The organism is Gilvimarinus algae, assembly GCF_030518215.1.
In the GTDB taxonomy this organism is placed as follows: domain Bacteria; phylum Pseudomonadota; class Gammaproteobacteria; order Pseudomonadales; family Cellvibrionaceae; genus Gilvimarinus; species Gilvimarinus algae.
Window position 1 is genome coordinate 134,588 of sequence record NZ_JAULRT010000047.1, and the last position, 19,743, is coordinate 154,330.

Below are 19,743 nucleotides of genomic sequence, written 5' to 3' on the forward strand. Positions count from 1 at the left end.
ACGCTGAGAAGCACGCCTCGGGGGTAGATTTTGCCCATTTTTCCGCATATGATAGCGCTACCATGCGATACCGACCGGGTGCAACGACTGTAACCCCCGGAGACCAGCCGCCGTCTCTGCGCGTCGAATCGCCACGATAACGACAAGCACGGGGGGTTTACTGTGCCGACTTCTTCTTCCGATCGCCTGGCCAAACTGAGCTGGCGCGAACGCATCGGCTACGGCTTGGGCGATGCAGGCTTTAACTTTTATTGGGCCATCATTGGCTCCTACCTGATTTTCTTTTACACCGACATTTTTGGCATCAGTGCCGCGGCTGCAGCGACCATGGTGACCATCACCAAGATCGTCGATGCCTTTACCGATCCGGCCATGGGCGCCATTGCCGACCGCACCCAGACACGCTGGGGCAAATTCCGACCCTATTTGCTGTTCGGTACCCTGCCCATGATGGGAGCCGGCCTGCTAACGATGACGACCCCCGATCTGGGCGAGGGCGGCAAGCTGATCTGGGCCTATGCCACCTACATGATCCTGATGCTCACCTATACTGTGCTCAACATGCCCTATAACTCGTTGTCCGGCGTGTTGACAGCCAATGCCCAGGAGCGCAACACACTCAACAGCACGCGCTTTTTCTTTGCCTATTTCACCGGCATTATCGTCGGCGCCGCCACACCGGATCTGGCCGAGTACTTCGGTGGCGGTGACCGCTACAGCCCCCTCGGCTGGCAAATCACCATGAGCATTTACGCGGTGATCGCCTCGGTGCTCTTTGTCGTGACGTTTGCCACCACCAAAGAGCGCATTGCGCCGCCACCCTCGCAAAAATCCGAACCGCTGAAAGATCTGAAAACCCTTTTCACCTGCAAGCCCTGGATCATTATTTTTATCCTGGCCATGGTGATTATGACCACCTTCACCCTGCGCGGCAGCTCGGCCACCTACTACTTTAAATACTTTGTCGAGCGGCCAGATTTGCTGGGGTCGTTTGTCGGCCTGCAAGTTCTGGGGCTCATGATCGGCGCCATGTCCGCCTCGACGCTGACAAGATTTATCGACAAAGTGCGCCTGCTGATGATTCTTATGGGCGTAGTCAGTGTACTCTGCGTAGCCTTTGCCTTTGTCCCTAAACCCCAGGCCCTCGGCGTGGTGGATGTCAATGACGCCGAGCGCACAGAGCTTGCCGCCAGCGACTTGCTCGCCGAACCCCACCAAAGCGGCGACAGCTACCAGTGGACCCGCTACGAAAAGGTGTTCTGGATTATCAAAAATCGCATCGCTCTGGACAACGACAGCGAGCAACTGAACCTGGAAGGCTTGGAGAATCAAACCATCAGCGTGATAAAAACCCGTGCTGATGGCTCCACGCTCGACAGCGCCAGTGTTCCCAGTGAAATTATCTGGATGTTTGTGCTCAGTATGCTGATCTCGCTGGCGTTGGGCCCTAAGGCACCGATTACCTGGGCTATGTACGCGGATGTGGCCGACTACAATGAATGGAAAACCGGCAGGCGCGCTACCGGCATGACCTTTGCCGCCACCACTTTCTCGCAAAAGCTCGGTAGCGCGGCGGGTTCGGCACTGATGTTGTCAGTATTGGCAGCGCTCGGTTACCAGGCCAACCAGGCGCAGTCCGACGCGTCTTTAGAGGGCATTGTCTATATGCAGACACTGGCCCCGGGCGCCTTCGCGTTTATTGCCATTATCGCCTTGATGTTTTACGACCTGACCGGCGAAAAGCTGGAGCAGATTCAAAAAGAGCTGGCAGAGAAAAATCCCTAATGCTTTAACGTTTTTAGGGTGACACGCGCTTTTTGAGGTTCTCTAGGTTCGACGGCGAAAGGCAGGGGCAACTCACCTCCTGCCATAGGTCACCCACGCTTGAGCGTCGCAATTTCGGTTGGGCGCTCTTTTTTTAATGAGGTCATTATGTCTTTTACTCCCGAGCTGTTTCCCTCAGACGACGGCAAGTATTTCCACCTAAAGAGCCCCACCCTGATGCCGCGCGCCTCCGGCTTTTTGTGGAACCGCAAGATGATGATTCAAATGAACTGCCGCGGCTATGCCGTCGCCCAGTTTATGCAACCAGAGCCGGCCAAATACGCCTACGCGCCCAATCTGGAAGCGAAAACCTTTATGCAACCGGAGCAGCCTTACTACGCGCACCATCCCGGACGCTTCTTTTACCTAAAAGACGAGGAAACCGGCGAGATTTTCTCCGCCCCCTACGAGCCTGTCAGAGTAAAAGCCGACGACTACACCTTCTCCCCCGGACAAAACGACATCCGCTGGCAATTACGCTTTGGCGAGCTGGAAATCGCGCTGCGCCTGAGCTTGCCGGTGGACGATGTCGTGGAGCTGTGGGAGTGCACCCTCACCAATCACGGACAAACACCGCGCGCACTTAGCCTCTACCCCTACTTCACCCCGGGCTATATGAGCTGGATGAATCAAAGCGCCGAGTACCGCAGTGATCTGGGCGCCGTGGTGGCCAGCTGTGTCACGCCCTACCAAAAATACCCGGACTATTTTAAAAACCGGCACTTTAAAGACAAGACCTACCTGCTCCACGAACGCGAACCACTCGCTTGGCAGGTGCAGCGCGAGGCGTTTGAAGGTGAAGGCGGGCTGCACAACCCGGATGCATTAACAGCAGATACCCTCGCCTGCGACGACGCGCGCTACGAAACACCCTTGGCGGCGCTGCAGTACCGCTTAACGCTGGACAAAGGCGCCAGCGAAACCTTTCGCTTTGCTTTTGGCCCGGCCAAAGACGACGAGGAGATTACCCAGATTCGCCAGCGGTATTTAAGCGAAGCCGGGTTTGAGCAGGCAAGCCTGGACTACCGCGCCTACCTTGACGGTGGCCGCGGCGTGCTGGCAATCAACACACCCGACAAAGGTCTCGATAATTTTGTGAATCACTGGCTGGCGCGCCAGGTGTTTTACCACGGCGATGTCAACCGCCTCACCACGGATCCGCAAACGCGCAACTACCTGCAAGACAATATGGGCATGAGCTACATCAAGCCCGAGGTAGCGCGCCAGGCATTCCTCCACGCCCTGAGTCAACAGGAAAGCACGGGCGCCATGCCCGATGGCATTTTGCTGCACGAAGATGCCGAGCTCAAGTACATCAACCAGGTGCCCCACACGGATCACTGCGTCTGGCTACCCGTGTGTTTAAAAGCCTATCTCGACGAAACCGGTGACTTCGAGCTCTTGCAAGAAGACATCACCGGCACGGACGGCAAAACCCTGACGCTTGCCGAGCGCATCAGTAACGCCATGCACTGGTTGCTCGGCGCACGGGACGAGCGCGGTCTGTCGTACATAGCTCAGGGCGATTGGTGCGACCCCATGAACATGGTGGGCTACAAGGGCCGCGGCGTCTCAGGCTGGCTCAGTGTCGCCACCGCCTATGCTCTAAACCTTTGGGCGGACATGGCGGAGCAAGCGGGCGAAGCACAGGTTGAGGTTTTTCGCCAAGGCGCGGCAGAGATCAACGAGGCCGTGAACCGGCATCTGTGGGACGGCGACTGGTATGGCCGAGGCATTACCGATGACAATCTGGTGTTCGGCATCCGTAAAGATCCGGAGGGCCGAATTTTTCTCAACCCGCAGAGCTGGGCCATACTTGCCGGCACCTGCTCCGATGAGCAGCGCGCACGCATGCTGCGCGCCGTGGAAGAACAACTGCACACACCCTATGGGGTCGCCATGCTGGCACCGGCCTACACCGCCATGCGAGACGATGTGGGCCGGGTGACCCAAAAGCATCCGGGGTCGGCGGAAAATGGGTCGGTCTACAATCACGCCGCTGTGTTTTACATCTACAGCCTCTACACGATTGGTGAGGCCGAGCGCGCCTTTACCCTGCTCCGGCAAATGATTCCCGGCCCAGAGGCGGAAGATTTTGCCCAGCGCGGCCAGCTGCCGGTGTATATCCCCAACTACTACCGGGGCGCCTACCATCAGTACCCACGCACCGCGGGCCGCTCCAGCCAGCTGTTCAATACCGGAACCGTGAGCTGGGTTTATCGCTCGCTGGTGGAGGGGCTGTTTGGCCTGAAAGGCGACGGCGATGCGCTGCGGGTTGAGCCTCAGTTACCGGCGCACTGGCCATCGGCGCAGATTACCAGGCGCTTTCGCGGCGCCACTTTTGAGGTGCACTATCGCCGCCTAAGCACCGCTGAAGGCGTGCGCGTGCTGCTCGATGGTGAGCCGCTGCCGGAAGCCAAAGTCGTACGGCCGCAGGCCGGCCATACCTATCAACTTGACGTACTGCTGGGTTAAACGATGCGTGTTAACCGGCCAATGTGACCGGCCGGTTAGGGGAACTGTGCGGTGCAGGGATGCGCCAAACGCTGACTCAACAGGCCCTGACGATCTATTTGGCAGGGTCCTGTGCGGTGCGGGTGGACTGACGCATACGAACCTCGTAGCCGATGTCCACCTTTTTCTCCAGCGCCGGTTTATTGTCCAGGGCGTCGAGAATCATCCGGGCCGCAGTGACACCCATTTCGTAGCGGGGAACGTGTACGCTAGTGAGCGAGGGGTTCACATAGGCTGAGGTTTCAAAATCGTTGAAACCGCAGAGCGCCAAGTCGCTGGGTATTTTGATGTTCATACGCTGGCTTTCAAACAGTGCCCCGAGGGCCAGGTCATCGTTACAGCAAAAAATGGCATCCAGGGCACCCCCCGTGGTGCTGATTAAGCTTCGGAACATTTCACCGCCCAGGGCAATCGACGAGGGCTCGGGCGTTGTGATGACGCAGCCAGGATCAAATTTGCCAGACGACTGCAGCGCTTCGGTAAACCCGGCCAGCCGCTGCTGCACACGGGTATCCATGCGCGCACCGATAAAACCGAGGCGCTCACAGCCGGTTTCCAGCAGCTTTAGGGCAACATCGCGGCCGGCGCGATAATGAGAAAAACCGACGTTCATATCCAGCGGACTGTCGAGAATTTCCATCATCTGCACCACCGGGATATTGGCTTTGAGCAACATCCGCTCGCAGGCCCGGGTTTGGTCACCCCCGGTAATGATCATCGCTTCGGGGGACTGGCTCAACAAAGTGCGAACCATTTTTTCCTCTTCCATCGGCGAGTAATGCGTGTCCACCAACAACACCTTATAGCCGTTGGCACCGGCCACATCGTAAATCCCACGCAAGACGTCATTGAACACGATGTTGGACAGTGAGGGAATGGACACGCCGATCACGCGCGAGCGAGCCGAAGCCAAAGAGCTGGCGGATTGATTGGGGATGTAGCCGAGCATGTCGATGGCTTCCTGCACCCGCTGTCTCAACTCACCGGACACCTTATCCGGGTGATTAATCACCCGTGAGACCGTAATCGCGCTGACATTCGCCACCTGGGCGACATCGGCCAAAGTGGCGCGTCTGGAAGAGGTGTTACGGTTTCGGCCGGTCATAATTGCCCCAATATATTAAAAGCGACATGGTAGCATAATGGTAAATGTTTGCGCTATCATTGTACCCCAGTGTTCAACCCAACCAGAGAGCCGCTTTATGAGTCACCCCCCCAATCAGTCGTCCCTGCGCCCGGTTTTGCTGATTGTTATGGGGGTCTCCGGTTCTGGCAAATCCTCCGTGGCCGAAGCCTTGGCGCAGCACTATCAGTACCACTATCTGGACGCCGATGATTTTCACAGTGACGAGGCCAAGGCGCAAATGGCCGCTGGTGTGCCTCTTACTGACGAAATGCGCGTGCCCTGGGTGCACAACATCTGTGCGCACCTGAAAGACTACGCACAAAAAAACGCAAGTTGTACCCTGGCGTTTTCCGGCCTGCGGCGCAGCCATAGAGACCAGCTGCGACAACTGCCGTTTACCATTGTCTTCGTCTACCTGTGTGGTACCAAGTCGCTTATTGCGGAACGCATGAGCGCCCGCGAGGGGCACTTTATGCCTGCAAGCCTGCTCGACAGCCAGTTTGCCAGCATGGAGGACAGCAGCGACGAAGCCGATGTGGTGGCTATCGATATTTCCCCAGAGCTGAGCCAGGTCATCACCAACTGCCTGCACCGTATCGAGCCATTCCTGGCCACTCGAGCGGTTGAATCATCACAGCCAGGCGTCGACTGAGAACTCATTAGGCACAGCTTTTGCGTTATAGTGACCCTTACCGACGCGTTAAGGGCCACGACATGACCACCGATTTTTTGTCTCTGGACGAGCTCAAACAAAAAATTCACGTACTGCTTCAATCCCTCTACCCAAACAGCGATCCAGAGGCCCTCACGGAAGCCTGCCTCGGCGCCATCGGCAAACGACTGAACAGCGATGTGGTCGCGCCCGAGCGGCTCTGGTCTGAGCGAGACTGCCTACTGATTACCTACGGCAACTCTGTCCGGGAGAGTGGACACAAGCCTCTCGATACCCTGCAGAATTTTCTACACGAGAACCTTCAGGGCGTATTCACGGCCGTGCACATACTGCCGTTTTTCCCACACTCATCGGACGACGGTTTCGCCGTCATTGACTACACGCAAGTGGACCCGGAACTCGGGGAATGGGACGATATCAATGCCCTCGCCCAGGATTTCAAACTGATGGCGGATTTGGTGATCAACCACGTTTCCAGCCAGAGCTTATGGTTCAGAAATTTTCAGTATGGCAAGGAGCCCGGCCGCGATTATTTTGTTGAAGCCGATCCCAACTACGACCTGTCCATGGTGGTGCGACCCCGCACCAGTCCTCTGCTGCGCAAAACCGATACAGCCGACGGGGTAAAACATGTGTGGTGCACCTTCAGTCACGACCAGGTGGATGTGGATTTTCGCAATGAAAAAGTCTTGCTTGAGTACCTCGGCATTATCGGCCGTTATCTGGACGAGGGGGCTCAGTGGATTCGCCTCGATGCTGTCGCCTTTTTGTGGAAGGAATTGGGTACCTCAAGCATTCACCTGCCGCAAACCCACGACGTGGTCAAATTGATCCGACTGCTGACCGAGTACAAAAACGCCCACGCGCTACTGATCAGCGAAACCAATGTGCCCAACCGGGAAAACCTCACCTATTTCGGCAACAGCAACGAAGCCCACATCATCTACAACTTCAGCCTGCCGCCGCTGGTGATTCACGCCCTCCTGGCCAGTGACTGCACTTACCTGAAAAGCTGGATGATGAGCATGCCACCCTCCCCCGTCGGCTGCACCTACCTCAACTTTACCGCTAGTCACGACGGTATTGGCCTGCGTCCGGCGGAGGGGCTGCTCAGCGACGATGAGCTCACACAAATGCTGCAGACGCTGGAATCTTTCGGCGGTAAGATTTCCTGGCGCACCGACGCCGATGGCAATGCCAAGGCCTATGAGGCCAATATCAGTCTGTACGACGCCTTTAAGGGCACCTACCAAGGCACCGACCGCTGGCAGGTGGAGCGGCTGATTGCCTCACAGGCCATCATGCTCGCCGTTGAGGGTATACCGGCCTTCTACTTTCACTCACTGTTTGCCACGCCCAACGATTACGACAAGCTGGAAACCACCGGTCATAACCGCTCCATCAACCGCCGTAACTGGAGCCTCAGCGACCTAAATGCCCGCATCCAGGAAGCGGGCGGCCCTGGTCAGAGAGTGTTTGATGAGCTGCGCCGCCTGATTAAAATCCGTGGCAAGCAACCTGCCTTTCATCCCAACGCGACTCAGTTTACACTGCACCTGCGCCCGGAAATTTTTGCGTTCTGGCGCCAAAGCATGCGTAGAACCCAGAGCATTTTCTGTATTTACAACCTGAGCGATCAGCAGCAAGAGCTCAATCTTGCCGACATTAATCTGATCAGCACAGAAAACTGGCAAGACTTAATCAGCGGACAAGTTATCAGCGATCTTTACGGCAAGATGGAGCTTGCTCCCTATCAATGCCTGTGGCTGACCAACTACTCTGACCCGTCCGCCTAAAAGGCTGTCGAGCCAGGCGGTGTGAGCGAAGAAAACATTCGCTTTGCCGAGGTAATATTTTAATAAAAACCTATGAACACAAGCGATTTACCTACCACCGATGTACAGTCAGTGGCGCCTTCGGCTAGACCACAAAAGGAGTTGACCGTAACGCCAGCCATGGCGCAGGTATGGGACACTTTGTTGCAGTTTGAAGCGGCGCGCTACGACGAGGCGCTCGACTACCTGCTCAGCGAGCTCTGCGGGCTCATCAATGGCACTACCGCGTTCTGGCTGGGCGCACTGAGAGTCAATACACACATGCCGGGCGATCAGCTACTTGGGTGGAGCCCCCGGGTGCTGCACCTGCTGCATACCGAGCTGAGCGACAGCAGCTTTATCAAACAGCAGTTCGCGCGCTTTAACGAGACCGAGCCCGACCCGTCAATGCTGGAGCATGTAAAGCGCGCCGGGCGCTTCAGAGCCTATCTACAAACCGATATTGTCGACGAACAGTGGTACCAAAGTGACTACTATCTAGCGAAGAAAGCGCACAATGATCTATCGGACCGGCTCTACATTGTCACCCCCCTGAACGAGGATATCGAGTGCTATATCTGTGTCGATAAGCTAGGGGAGCAACCACGCTTCACCCGCAGCGATTGCGACAACGCCGCAGCCCTTTTACGCGGGCTTGGCTGGTTCCAGCGTCAGGTGTCCCTAAGCTACGGCCTCCATATTGGCACAGCCGCCATTACAGCCACCGAGCGCCGGGTACTCCAGCTATTGCTGACTGAGAGCAGCGAGCGGCAAATCGCCGCGGCACTGAACCTCACCTACAACACCGTGCACTCCTACGTAACCACCATCTACCGGAAATTCGATGTCAAGGGCCGGGCGGGGCTGACGGCCCTCTGGTTAGGACAAGGGCTCTCGGTGCGTTAGCACAAAAGGCGAATTCGTAAATACTATGGGCACCCTGTGTCTGAGGGGTTGTCTGCGAGATACGCAAGGAAGCAAACACCAACACGGCAAAAGGCCCAGCGCGCCCCAAAGAAACCCTTTGAAGCGCAAAGGAGTGAGCAATTTTAACTATAGGCTTCGCTTTTCAGCTAGCTCCCTGCAGAAGTCCACAGCGTATTGTTGACCTCTGCGAATGACCTGAATCAGTGGGGTTAGGTCACTTGGGTTGGACCTCACATCAAAACGCGCCTGACGCAGTTCGCCCCTCAGCCCCATTTGGCGAGTAAACAGCGCTGGCATCTCGCCTGCACTTTGCAGCTCTCGATTCACCCATAGCATAGCAATCCGGCCATTACCATTGGAGAAAGGGTGCAACTCAATAATGAGATACAGGCCCACAACAGCGCGTATAATTCCCTCTGGCAGACTCTGGTAGTACTCGGCAAAGAAGCGCTTCAAAGTGCCGATCACCACAAACTGATGGGATTTATCGCCACCGGGGTCGTCGCCAATATGATTGATCAAGTGTTTAAAATGACCCGGTAAAAAACCCGTTAGGCCGTCTACAGACTTTGCGTGCCATGCCCTCAGCGTAAACTCGGCCGCTAACGGGCTACTGAAATCCCGATGGACTCTGGAAAACCTTACCCCGGTTTCATAGAGCAAGGACTCGCCATAATCATCCAGATTCTCTTCACTTTCCTGCTTTTGATCTATTGAGAGGTATTGATCAACGGTTTCTATGTAAGGGATCATAAAAAGCGCTTCAACCCTATCCCAATCTTCGGGCAGTTCGACAGTCTCAGGCGCTGGCAATAGATCGAGCGAATCAGCGCTGCGTATCATCTCAGCCAATACAGCCAACAGCTTTGAATCCTCCAATAACCAGGGCTCGCTTGCCTCGATAAGCCGCTGAACCGGCGCATTCGCAATGCCAAGTTGATGCACCTCGCGCCAAAAGCCAGCTATCCGGTCATACTCCTGGAAGGCAGCGACAAGCTCTCGATATTGCTCACTGTCCGCCTTTCCAATCGGCTTTCCTTCCAGCAGTGCTAGCTGTTCTTTCGCTTCGGGCCATTGATTCATCATCAGGTAGGTGGCGGTCAAATTCACTCTTGCTGTTACGAAGTTGGCATCAGACCGCAAGGCCTTCTTAAAGACTGCTGCCGCCTCTACTTTGAAGTTACTATACCGAAGCGCGCACCCGAACTTGTTAAGAACCAAGGGGTGATTAGAGCGAGCAGCAGCAGCGCGGTAGCTCTGCAGGGCGTCATCCTGGTAACCGTTCTGACGTAACGCATCGCCCAATAAAGTCAAGACTGCCGGGTGCTCTAAATGTATTCTTCCCGCCTCCCGAGCAGCCTCCAACGCATCTCGTTGCTGTCCCTGTTCAAGCAACGCTGTACTTAAATTGACCCAACCTTCAAGTCGCTGTGGTTGTGTTTGTGTAGCGACCTGAAACGAACGAACAGCCACTGGCCAATCCGCCCGCGCCATTGCGCTCATCCCATTTTGGACGTGGCCCAGCCACTCGCTTTCAATATTGCAGTCGTTCATGATTCAATCACCGGTTCTCTATAGTGCCTTGTCGCCAGTAGCCCTAAAGCGGGTGCAATGATTTCCCTGGCGATACGCCAATCAAGGGCTGTGGTAATTTTGATGTTGTACTCCTCACCTTCTATAGCCTGCACCGAATGCCCCTCTGCCAAAACATACTCCAGTGTCGACTGAAACGGTGCTCGTTGATGCGAGTGGAGTGCACTCAGCACCAAGTCTCGTGAAAAGGCTTGTGGGGTCTGGAATACCCCAACCTCCCTAGAGGCCAAGTACCCGGAGACATAGCCCTCCGATAAACTTGCCACAGGCACCGAGGACGGACCAAAGGCAGCCGCCGAGCCCGTCTTGCACGCCGCTGACAACACGCGCTTTAACAAATCCAGACTGGCGAATGGGCTGGCGGCATTTTGCAATAGCACATAGTCCGCAGTGCAAGCCTCCAAGAGCCTCAATACTGTTTGATACCTGTCATGCCCACCTGTAACAACGGATACGTTTGGACTCAAAAGCCGCTGAAAAATCTCTTCATAACCCGCTGGCGCCGCCACTACGACCTCATCGACAAGGCTCAAACACTTGTCGACAACGATTTCAACCAGAGATTGTCCACCGAGTTTTAACAAAGCCTTAGGGCCTTCGCCAACACGGCTTCCCATGCCAGCGGCGGGGATCAGCGCCGCGCTTTTTATGACCATGACTTTTGAATACCCAGAAGATATTGTTTTCGAAAGGCGCTATGTCTTATTAACTATGCGGTTATGTTGAAGTAGCGGTTATTCTAACGGTTTTATTGGCTTTTCGCTAAGTCCGCTTGATGAGCAGGTTCGTACGCTTGTGACTTCCCACCGCGCTCTTTACGGTCAAGGATCCCAGCGCCAGGAAGAGTCGAGCAATATCGCCCCGCTCGCTTGGGCCGCCGTTCTGCGGGGTCAAGCTGGGTGCAAAGGACGCCTTTTGACGCCCCTCCCGTGACCAATCGCTAGCGGAGCCCCCTATTCCCAGAACGTGTTGGGAAGTGTTAAACCGCCACCCAGCCTTGATCATTCAGACGCTAACCAACGTCACGTGTATCTTCCTCTACCGCTTGCAAAAGGCGCTGATAAACGTCCGGCACAGCACTCAGAACTCGCGACCAGTTGGCCATGAAGGGGCGCTCTGTAGGGTCGTTCAGAAACTGCTCTCCGGCTCGCATGATACATTTGGTGAACTGCTCAACGGTTTCTTCCTCTTTGTTGCGGTCGAGCGCCATGCCATTGATAACGGCATCGTTGTGGTAACGATCCACCAGATCCAGCGCCAACCGGTAGTAGCTGGCTTTCAGGGTACGGAAAACCTCCGGACTAAAGACCACACCTTTAATCGCAAGCTTGCGGAAAAAAGACTTGGAGATATCCGTGCTCATTTTTGACAGGCCGCCATCGGGATTGTCGGCGGACAGGTCTTGGTGTTTGTGATCGTAGGCGTCGGCAATATCCACCTGGCAGACCCGTTCATCGGAGTAGCGGCGATTGACCTCTGATAGCACGCCTATCTCCAGCCCCCAGTCGCTCGGTATACGAATAGAGCTGACCACATCCATACTCATGGAGAACTCGCCCGCCAGTGGGTAGCGGAAGCTGTCGATAAAATCGAGATAGTCATTGTGGCCACAGACTTTTTGGAGAGCCCGCACCAGAGGTGACACCAAAAGGCGGCTAACACGACCGTTTAATTTGCCACCAGCGGCGCGGTAATAGTAGCCCTTACAAAACATGTAGTTGAAAGTAGGGTGCGCAATGGGATAGAAAAGCTTGGCAACAATATCGCGCTTGTAGGTAACAATATCACAATCGTGCAAAGCCACGGCTCGGGCGCGGCCTTTTGCCAAAGCATAGCCCAGGCAGTACCAGACATTGCGCCCCTTACCCATTTGCTGAGGCGCCAGCCCCACCTCTTCCAGAATTTTGTCAACCGCTCTCAATCGAGGTCCGTCGTTCCACAGAATCGAGTGCTTTTGTGGTAAGCGGGAGAAAAACGCCTTTGCTTTTTTGTACTGTTCCTCATCGGCGCGATCCAGACCGATGATAATCTCATCGAGAAACGGCACCTTGGCCAGCTCTTCGACAATGTTATCCATCGCCGGACCTTCGAGCTCTGAATAGAGGCAAGGCAATACCAGACACATGGGCTTTTGCTGGCGCCACTGCATCAATTCTGCTTCAAGCTCTTCAATGGGTCGATCCCCCAGGTTGTGCAGGGTACCTATGCGGCCGTTTTGAAAAAAATCACTCATTGCTTTTCCTCATCCAGTTTTGACAGTGCCGCCTGCACTCCAATTTGCCAGCCCTTTGCGCCCTGAAAAGGTGCATGGATTGCTCCAGCCAGACCATCATCGTGCATGTATGTTCCATCAGGGTGCGGCATTACCACAGCTTGATCGACCGCCTTCAACATCTGCAGGTCATTGGGGCTATCACCGAGGGCGACGCTCCCCACTTTTGCCCCATCGTGGGACTCATAGATGCTCAGCAAATAGCGTACCGCATCGCCCTTGTCGCATTCGCCCATCACGTGGTAAAAACGCCCACCTTTGAGCACGCGCAATCCGTGCCTGCCCAATTGCTGGGCAAAGTCATTCATGGCCGCAGCAGAGTCGCGCCACAATAAAGGCTCCGATGCGCAGCGCTGCATGGCCTTGGCGGCGGCCCCTTCTGAAAGACCAGTGCAATCCATCACATCCTGCACAGTCATATCGGCAAAGCCCGAAAAGGCAAAATCGTCCTTCATTGTTTTCAGCAGTTGCACAATGCGCTCGCGGTTGGCGCCGCGATAATCCAGCAGGGCGCCCGCCTCTTCAACAAGCTTTTCTCTCTCCGCCGGGTAGACGTCCGCCCAGGCGGGCGGCACCACAATCACACTGCCATTCTCGCAGACGAATGGGTCGGTAATTTCGAGTTCCGCGCACAACTGGGCCATCTCGGCCCGGGTTTTACTCGAGACCAGAATCAACGGTATACGCCGCCTTCGTAGTTCCGCAATGGCGGGCAGCGCCTCGGCGTATGAGTAGTCGTCGTGATTGAGAAGGGTTCCGTCCAGATCGGTAAATACAGCAGCTGAGGGCAAACCGGCCTCCGGTTATTGGCAGTTATTGACTAAGGTGACAGTCGATCGTGGCAATTTGATGATCCTGCGCCAGCTCGAACAGCACATCCGCCCGGGCGGGCATTTCCCGCAACATCCAGCGGGTCAAGCGTTCATAGTGAGCGATAAACCGCTCAATTTTCGGCCCACTCATCAGCCGCGAGCTCGCCAGCATTTCGGGCGTCAGGGTGTCGCGCAGCTTTTGCTCTTGCAGCTGGCGCCACTCGAGCACTTGTGCAAAAGAAGGCGCTTTGAGCATGACCAGCAGATCCAGTTGAGAAAACAGCTGCTGATAGTCTGTCAGCCGCGTGTTCACGTAGCGGCGCCAGACGCCGCCCGGGTCCTCTTCTGCCTCAAGAGCGTTAACGGCCTGCTCAAGGTCGCCGAGGCGCTGGGGCCTAGCACCCACACACCAGCCCTCAAAGATAATCACATCCGGGCATCCGGTAACGGCCTCCCAGTCCTCCGGGGGGCAGCGGTCATCGACAGACTTATCAAATCGCGGGATACGGGTAATGTCTCCGGCACGAGCCTGTTGCAGCCGTTGAAAAACCTCCAGCGCCAACGGCAGGTCGTGAGTACCGGGTACGCCTCGGGTCTCGAGCAGCGGGTGAACCGCCGCCGCCAGATTCTCGCGCTGAGCGCGTGTCAGGTATAACTCGTCAATCGACATAACGCAGACGTTCAGCCCGTGGCAAGCCGCCAAGATCGCTTTAAGGATATGCGCCGCGGTCGACTTACCCGTGCCCTGAGCACCATTGACGCCCAAAATCAGACTATGTCCGCGCCCCTCGGAAACACGAGTGGCACAGTACGCTGCCAGTGGCCGGTAGACTTTACATAAAGAGTCCGCATTTTCTGGCGACAACTTGAGTTGTCGGGCGATCGCAAGCTCCAACCCTTCGGCTGGCAAAGGCGGCGCTCCTCGCTCGAGGATATGAGCGGGCCAACTGGGCGGGTAATGCTCTGACATAGCTGTGTTCTCCTTATTGTTATAAAGCAAGCACAAACTCTGCCATTAAAAGCAAATTCACGCGACAGATGCTTCGAATCTACCGGGGATTGAAGAAAACAGCAAGCGAGGTGCAGTCAGTTTCATTGAGCCCTCTGGGTATTTGGCATACACTTTCGAGTACCAGCCGAAAAGAGGTGACCACATGGAAGGCGCCCCCCTCATGATTGCGCTTGCCGGCCCCAATGGAGCGGGCAAAACCAGTTATTATTACAATGAACTGCACCTCGATTTGCCGGAATTGCCGTTTCTCAACGCCGACATCATTCAGCGCTTCGAACTGCAAAAGGAGGACATGCAAGCCTCTTACGAAGCGGCGCAAATTGCCGCCATCCGCCGCCAGGAATGCATCGCCAAGGGCACCAGTTTTATCTGGGAGTCCACCTTTTCTCACCCGAGTAAACCCGAGGTAGTGGCGGCGGCCAAGAAAGCTGGCTTTCGCACCCGGCTGATACACATCGGCGTCAGCAGCCCGGCCATATGTATCAGCCGTGTCGCACTCAGAGTAGAAGAAGGGGGGCACAATGTCCCAGAACATAAAGTGATTGAGCGCTATCACCGCAATGGCCCTTTGATCAGGCAAGCGTTAGAGCTGTGCGACGAGGCGATGGTATTTGATAATAGCGTTGACTTTGAAGAGCCCAGTTTGTGCCTGCGCTGGCAGGATGGACGCTACCACAGCGTACAACCCATACCACCCGACTGGATTCGCGAGACCTACCCCACCCATACCGAAAGCGCCTGATCAGCTGCGGGTGTTTCTCAGGTGCACCCCATACCAACCGCCAAGTAGTCTACTGTGGAGTCGGCTACCGAGCCGGGCCTGCTGGATCACTTGCCATCCTGGCGTCGGCAATTGTATAGAGCAGGTAAAGCGAACCTGCGAATAAAGGCCGGCTAACATTAGGGCCGAGAGGCATCGGGCGCGCCAGCGGCCCATACGCGGCAAACAATCGAACACCAAATCCACCCGGCAATGGGCCGCCTCGCAAATCACTGTCAGTTGCTGCCACTGAGCTTCTGACATGGCCGCAGCCGGCCCCTCCACCAGCACAACAGCCGGTTCCGGATCGGCGGCCAATAGCGCACTGAGCTCGGCTGCCAATTGCCCCTCGGATACCTCAATCAAGGCGTAATTATCCATTACGGGAAAGCAGTGGCGCTTAACACGAGCCCCCTCTGCCCCCTCCAACTCCCACCACCGAAACTGGGGCCAGTCGCTGGCCTGACTCAAGCGGTGAAAGCGCGTACTCAAGCCCGCACCGATACTGATAAACCGGCTGCATGGATACGCCTGCAACTGGGTCAGGCAACGCTCATCAAACCAGGCGCTGCGCCGCACGCGCAGCAGCTCGGCCCTGGGCCTGACCGGCGGTAAAAATCCCTGACAGCGCTCCCATAACTGCACGGCAGCCTGGTCGCGGAGGCCCAGCTCGGGCCAGCGCTGCTGGGCAATGGCATGACTGTAGACGCCGTTAACAAACTCCTGCGGCCAGACATCGCACCCATTCATAACACTGCCCCAGCGCTTCATGACTCCGCCTCAGCGTTGAGCTTCAAGGCCAGAGACAGGGCATAGCCTCTCATATAAATTTCCGGGTCACCCACAGCATCCAAAATCGGGCTGCCGTCGAGCGTCTGCACGGTCTCGTGCGCCACGGTTTGAGCCAATCGGGTCGAGCCAAAGCGCTCAGTAAGATAATCTTGCAACTGCTGTTGAAACGAGCGAGCGAAATTTATAGATCCAGACATAAGAACCTCCCTGCCGAATCTCAATTTAACGCTAATGATAATTATTATCAAATAAATCTTTACAATGACGCTTTGACTTGTCATTGCAAGAAACGAACATGGTTAGTGTTTCTCCCAGTCGGCGACCCCGTAGCGCCCGAGAATATCGGCCAGGCGGCCGTCCTCGCGCAACTGCTCCAGCCCCTCTGCCAGCAACGTAAAATAGATCGCGGCCCGATCAGCTTTCATGGCAGGGGAAAAAACAGCATAGACCGGCATAGCGCCGCCAATTTGCCCGACAGAGATAACCTGAGAGGAGACACCCATAGACTCAATCGTGTAACTAGCGACATTATTGTCCTCTACAAAAGCGAGAATACGCCCGCGCAGAAGCAATTGCGCCAGGCGCTGTTGTGGGTCGTTACCGGTGACAACGCGATTGCGCTCGGGCCGCGAATCGATAAAACGCTGCAGAAGTTCCGACCCATAGTCATAACCTTTAACCGATCCCAACGAAGTCAGACTCGCCAAGGACGACTCATCGCGAAACCGCCAGTCGCTGTCGCGCAACGTATAGAAATGAGAATATCCTTTGCCGAGATGCACCGAAGGAAAATAAAAATCGCGAACGTCTGTGCGATAGACACCGATAATGCCATCAAGCTGGCCTGTGCGGTTCATTTGAATGTTACGGGCAAAGGGCAAAAAGACCGTCTCTACCGACACCCCGGCGTTTTCAAAAATTTCGCGGAAGATATCCACCAGATACCCCTCACGCCCATCGGCAGTGGCCGGGTTACACACGTACGGGCACCAGTCACCGACGCCCATGCGCAGGTGGTCCGCCCGGGCAGAAACCGGCGTGAATGCCATGCACAAAAAAAGTATTACACCGACACCACGATGCGATAAGGCTAACAGCAACCGCCACACTCCCTGTTCAGTATTACCCGATAGACAATAGCAGATTATCATCCCAGCTGGGAGTTTTCGGAAAACGAGCTCGACATCAACACCATCGGTACTTTCGGGCGCTTCTGGACCGGCGGGCTGATTTACCACCAACCAACGGCTCGCCCCTTACGGCCAGCCATTGGGGGAGTGGGAATTTTACGACTTCTGCGTTAAAGGCGAAGCGCCAGTCAAACACAATCCCGCCACTGCCGGGCTACCCTGCTCGCCGCAAGACCCTATCGTCTTTCTTTGCGCCGATCCGAGCTTTATCAAGGACCACGGCGATGTCTTCCACGATAAAGTCTCGGCCTAGTTAACCGCGATTGTTGCATTGAGCATCTACAAAGGATCCGACATCTTCAGTGAGCACTGCGTCCAGGATAACGACTTTTCATTCAATGCCTGTTTTGATTATTTTTTTGACGCAATCCAATGACCTGGACAGCGAATGAGCATGCAACCTGCCCATTCGTTTGTCGCTCAGGGATAACCACTTTCAGAGGCGTCTTCTACCACTTCAAGTACTCGCCAGCTGTCACTGTAACGCGAGGTATTGGAAAACACGATTCTGCCCTGCCCTTTATAAAGGGCATCCTGTCGGCGAATATCGCCACCTTTGTAGTTAAAAGGAATCCAGTTTTTGCCGGTTTGATAAGCGTGCTTTGAGGTGGGTGCTCCGGCGAGATCAAACGCTTCCTGCATGCTCATGCCTTCGCGGATCACCGTAATCGGATGATACTCTTTGCCGGACGGCTCCACGCTGGCTGCCGCCGAAGGCGCTGGCTTGGCCACAGCCTCTTCTCCGGCCAGCGCCGCCAGGTCAACTGTGCCCAGAATAAAAGGCTGATCGACGGGCAGGTCATCGTCCTGGCGCTTGCGGGCATACTTTGAGAGCTTTTTGTGCGAGGCGTTTTCTTCCACTTCAGCGAGAATAGGCTGATAGCGATTGGTCTGCGCCAAAGACAGGGCATTGACCACCCAGGCCAGGGCATCGATTTCTGTGCGATCAAACGCCGATTGATAATCGCGCATCAGTACCTCGGCCGCCACATCCAGCACTCTCGGGTCGGTTTCCTTTGAGCGGTACATGCTTTTTGCCACATCGCGCACGGTAGAGGGGCCGCCCTTGGCGAGCCGCTCGATATAATTTTCCGCTACGGGTGAGAGGGGTTCTTCAGCCAACGAAAAAAAGCTGACGAAAAGGGTGATAAAGAGGGTAAAGCGTAAAGTCTGCATCCTTGTACTCCGTATTTTTGTTTTATTATCCGACTATTTGCCGATTAGCCCGACGCTCAGTATCACCGGGCCGGGCCACAAGCCAGGTCGAGGATAATACCACAGCGCTTAAAGGCGGCGGGTCAATACCATATTGTCGCGGTGAATCAGTTCTTCCTCACCCTGATACCCGAGAATCTCCCCGATTTTATAGCTGGCCTTGCCAATGATTTTTCGCGCTTCAAAGGCGTGATAATTGGACAGGCCGCGGGCGACTTCCCGCCCCTCGGCGTCGGTGCAGATCACCAGCTCGCCCCGGGTAAAATCGCCCCGCACTTCTCTCACGCCCACGGGTAACAAGCTTCTGCCCTTGCCGGTTAAAACGCTGACCGCGCCCTCGTCCAACACCAGAGTGCCCCGGGTTTGCAGGTGACCGGCGATCCAGCGCTTGCGCGCGGCCTGAGGTTGCTGGTCCGCCCAAAGATAGGTACCCAAGGCCTCGCCGCTGGCGAGCCGGGTCAGTACCGAGTCCTGCCGGCCGCCGACAATAATGGTATCGGCGCCGGAGCGCGCAGCCACCCGAGCGGCGCGCACTTTGGTGATCATGCCGCCGCGACCGAGGCTGCCCCCATCGCCCGCCATGGCGTCCAGACTGGTGTCGGCCGCAGCCATCTCACTGATCAACTCCGCCGCCGGATTACTGCGCGGGTCGGCGTTATACATGCCGCTTTGATCGGTCATGATCACCAGCAAATCCGCGTCCACCAGGTTCGCGACCAGGGCGCCGAGAGTGTCGTTATCGCCAAAGCGAATCTCGTCCGTCACCACGGTATCGTTTTCATTGACCACCGGTACCACGCCCAAATCCAGCAGCGTGGTGAGGGTCGAGCGGGCGTTGAGGTAGCGCTCGCGCGAGGACAAATCGTCATGGTCCAGCAGCACCTGCGCCGTATGCAAACCGTAGCGGGTAAACTCCGCCTCGTAATTTTGTATCAAACCCATTTGCCCGACGGCCGCAGCCGCCTGCAAGCGATGAATCTCCCGGGGGCGCTCACTCCAACCCAGCCGGGTCATGCCCGCGGCCACGGCACCGGAGGACACCAGCACCAGTTCGATGTCGCGCTTTCTCAGCTCGGCCATCTGCTCCACCCAGTGAGCGATACCGGCGTAATCCAGGCCCTTGCCGTCATTGGTTAACAGCGCGCTACCTATTTTGACCACCCAGCGCCGGGCGCGGGTAATATCCTGACGTCTTGTCATTGAGTTGCTCTTCTCCACC

17 protein-coding genes are annotated in these 19,743 nt (G+C 56.0%); 6 read left to right on the forward strand and 11 right to left on the reverse strand.

Features of this window, described 5'->3' with window-relative positions; translation table 11 throughout:
* Positions 1–162 precede the first annotated feature (162 nt).
* The gene (locus QWI16_RS06945; RefSeq protein ID WP_302712061.1) at positions 163–1,785 is read left to right on the forward strand and encodes an MFS transporter; all 1,623 of its coding nucleotides are present in this window, start codon (positions 163–165) and stop codon (positions 1,783–1,785) included.
* Between the two features lie 147 nt (positions 1,786–1,932).
* Positions 1,933–4,299, forward strand: a complete 2,367-nt coding sequence (locus tag QWI16_RS06950; protein ID WP_302712062.1) for a GH36-type glycosyl hydrolase domain-containing protein — start codon at positions 1,933–1,935, stop codon at positions 4,297–4,299.
* A gap of 94 nt (positions 4,300–4,393) precedes the next feature.
* Here QWI16_RS06950 and gntR read toward each other — a convergent pair whose 3' ends face one another.
* Positions 4,394–5,443, reverse strand: coding sequence for an HTH-type transcriptional regulator GntR (gene gntR, locus QWI16_RS06955; protein WP_302712063.1), 1,050 nt, complete (start codon positions 5,441–5,443; stop codon positions 4,394–4,396).
* A gap of 97 nt (positions 5,444–5,540) precedes the next feature.
* On the opposite strand from gntR, the gene QWI16_RS06960 reads away from it, so the two are divergent.
* The 3 genes from QWI16_RS06960 (at position 5,541) to QWI16_RS06970 (ending at position 8,857) form a co-directional block, all read left to right on the forward strand.
* Positions 5,541–6,116, forward strand: a complete 576-nt coding sequence (locus QWI16_RS06960) for a gluconokinase (protein ID WP_302712064.1) — start codon at positions 5,541–5,543, stop codon at positions 6,114–6,116.
* 62 nt (positions 6,117–6,178) lie between these two features.
* The gene (locus QWI16_RS06965; protein ID WP_302712065.1) at positions 6,179–7,933 is read left to right on the forward strand and encodes an alpha-amylase family glycosyl hydrolase; all 1,755 of its coding nucleotides are present in this window, start codon (positions 6,179–6,181) and stop codon (positions 7,931–7,933) included.
* A gap of 72 nt (positions 7,934–8,005) precedes the next feature.
* Positions 8,006–8,857: a response regulator transcription factor gene (locus QWI16_RS06970; RefSeq protein WP_302712066.1), complete on the forward strand. Its 852-nt coding sequence runs from the start codon at positions 8,006–8,008 to the stop codon at positions 8,855–8,857.
* 147 nt (positions 8,858–9,004) lie between these two features.
* Here QWI16_RS06970 and QWI16_RS06975 read toward each other — a convergent pair whose 3' ends face one another.
* The 5 genes from QWI16_RS06975 to QWI16_RS06995 all read right to left on the reverse strand — a co-directional run bounded on the left by QWI16_RS06975 (position 9,005) and on the right by QWI16_RS06995 (position 14,525).
* Positions 9,005–10,432, reverse strand: coding sequence for a Fic family protein (locus QWI16_RS06975; protein WP_302712067.1), 1,428 nt, complete (start codon positions 10,430–10,432; stop codon positions 9,005–9,007).
* Entirely contained in the window at positions 10,429–11,127 is a 699-nt protein-coding gene (locus QWI16_RS06980; RefSeq protein WP_302712068.1) for an IspD/TarI family cytidylyltransferase, read from the reverse strand. Before QWI16_RS06980 ends, QWI16_RS06975 begins: the two co-directional genes overlap by 4 nt.
* 356 nt (positions 11,128–11,483) lie before the next feature.
* Positions 11,484–12,704: a glycosyltransferase family protein gene (locus QWI16_RS06985; protein WP_302712069.1), complete on the reverse strand. Its 1,221-nt coding sequence runs from the start codon at positions 12,702–12,704 to the stop codon at positions 11,484–11,486.
* Positions 12,701–13,534: an HAD-IIB family hydrolase gene (locus QWI16_RS06990; protein ID WP_302712070.1), complete on the reverse strand. Its 834-nt coding sequence runs from the start codon at positions 13,532–13,534 to the stop codon at positions 12,701–12,703. The genes QWI16_RS06985 and QWI16_RS06990 overlap by 4 nt, the downstream gene beginning before the upstream one ends.
* Positions 13,535–13,556: 22 nt before the next feature.
* Positions 13,557–14,525 carry a phosphoribulokinase gene (locus tag QWI16_RS06995; RefSeq protein WP_302712071.1) on the reverse strand — a complete coding sequence of 323 codons (969 nt, stop codon included), beginning with the start codon at positions 14,523–14,525 and terminating at the stop codon, positions 13,557–13,559.
* A 184-nt stretch (positions 14,526–14,709) separates the two neighbouring features.
* On the opposite strand from QWI16_RS06995, the gene QWI16_RS07000 reads away from it, so the two are divergent.
* Positions 14,710–15,309: an ATPase gene (locus QWI16_RS07000; RefSeq protein ID WP_302712072.1), complete on the forward strand. Its 600-nt coding sequence runs from the start codon at positions 14,710–14,712 to the stop codon at positions 15,307–15,309.
* Here QWI16_RS07000 and QWI16_RS07005 read toward each other — a convergent pair whose 3' ends face one another.
* The 5 genes from QWI16_RS07005 to proB all read right to left on the reverse strand — a co-directional run bounded on the left by QWI16_RS07005 (position 15,310) and on the right by proB (position 19,724).
* Complete coding sequence (locus QWI16_RS07005) at positions 15,310–16,098, reverse strand: hypothetical protein (RefSeq protein ID WP_302712073.1); 789 nt, start codon at positions 16,096–16,098, stop codon at positions 15,310–15,312.
* Positions 16,095–16,316 carry a hypothetical protein gene (locus tag QWI16_RS07010; RefSeq protein WP_302712074.1) on the reverse strand — a complete coding sequence of 74 codons (222 nt, stop codon included), beginning with the start codon at positions 16,314–16,316 and terminating at the stop codon, positions 16,095–16,097. The genes QWI16_RS07005 and QWI16_RS07010 overlap by 4 nt, the downstream gene beginning before the upstream one ends.
* 102 nt (positions 16,317–16,418) lie before the next feature.
* A complete protein-coding gene (locus tag QWI16_RS07015; protein WP_302712075.1) occupies positions 16,419–17,168 on the reverse strand; it encodes a substrate-binding periplasmic protein in 750 nt (249 codons plus the stop codon).
* A gap of 561 nt (positions 17,169–17,729) precedes the next feature.
* Complete coding sequence (locus QWI16_RS07020; RefSeq protein WP_302712076.1) at positions 17,730–18,485, reverse strand: hypothetical protein; 756 nt, start codon at positions 18,483–18,485, stop codon at positions 17,730–17,732.
* A gap of 108 nt (positions 18,486–18,593) precedes the next feature.
* Positions 18,594–19,724 (reverse strand): glutamate 5-kinase, encoded by a 1,131-nt coding sequence (gene proB / locus QWI16_RS07025; protein WP_302712077.1) that lies wholly within the window; start codon positions 19,722–19,724, stop codon positions 18,594–18,596.
* Positions 19,725–19,743: the final 19 nt, after the last annotated feature.